The following is a 1,196-nucleotide window of genomic DNA, read 5'->3' on the forward strand; positions in this document are numbered from 1 at the left end:
AGGTCAATTTTTGAAATTTGAAAACAAATACAAATAAAACTTAAAATTAGTAAAGGTTTTAGGTTGAATTAGACAGCTTCATTTAAAATTTCATACTCTGGAACATCAGGCATCTTATAATCTGATTTATCCTTCATCATTGCAAAGATAATATCAACTAAACGCCTTTTTAAGCAATTTAATGCTGTTTCTTTAGTTTTACCTTCAGCTAATTTTTTCTTATAATACTGGTAAGCAACTGGATTTCTAGGAATATTATTTCTTGAAACAACAGTTTGTTGCAAGGCTAATTGGTGAAAAGCATTATTTAATTTACGACAACCATATTTTTTATTTGTATGCTTTCTTGACTTACCTGAACTGAACTCTGCAGGTGCTATTCCAGAATAGCGAGCTAGTTTATTAGCGGTAGTAAAACGATCAATATCACGAATCCTGGAAATAATGGTAGCCGCTAATTTAAATCCTAATCCAGGCATAGTAGTAAGATTATTGTAAGGACTATTGTTAACCGCTGTTTCAAGTTTTATTTCAATTTCATCAATTTGTTCATTAAGTAATTTAAGTTGCTTAATCAGCATAGGTATCAGATCGTTTCTAATTTCTGAAGATGCATCTTGTTCTTTATCCTTATCAACTAAAGAAAGGATTTTAGCTGCTTTATCATCAGAAATATTCGGAGCTTGTTTTTTTAAAAAGCTTTGTAATCTCTTTTCACCATAATGTTTGAGTAAACTAGGGTGAGGAAACTTATCCCAAAAAGCTAAAGCAGTTTTACCTTCGCAAGGTTGACTAAAGAATTCTTCATAATTAGGATATTGTTGATGTAATAGAGCATGTAATCGATTTTTGACCTGTGTTCTTTGTTTGTTTAGGTTGTTATAATGGTTATTTAGCTGTCTAATTGCCTTAAAATTAGAATCTTTTTTGATAGTAGGCAATTCATCGAAATCAGACAGTAATACATTAGCAATTGCCTCAGCATCAATAGCATCAGATTTGTCAGGATTTGGACTATGCTTTCTTTCACGCTTGGTTAAGCTAGGATTAACATCTTTAACTTCATAATTGTTCTTAACTAACCATTGTGCTAAAGAACGTCCAAGTCCACAAGTATCTTCTAGACCAAAAATGATATCTTTTTGGTCTGAATCAAATGAGTTAATTTTATCAATTAGTTTAGTGAAACAAGTAGG

Annotated in this window: 1 protein-coding gene; it reads right to left on the reverse strand. The window is 31.0% G+C overall.

Annotated elements, in window-relative coordinates; all coding sequences use genetic code 11:
• Nucleotides 1-68: 68 nt before the first annotated feature.
• Nucleotides 69-1,196, reverse strand: a 1,128-nt coding sequence (locus tag MWH25_RS12780) for an IS110 family RNA-guided transposase (protein WP_248628036.1), incomplete at its 5' end; no start/stop codon positions are given.

Origin of the sequence: Natroniella acetigena (assembly GCF_023227745.1) — a bacterium.
GTDB lineage: Bacteria > Bacillota > Halanaerobiia > Halobacteroidales > Halobacteroidaceae > Natroniella > Natroniella acetigena.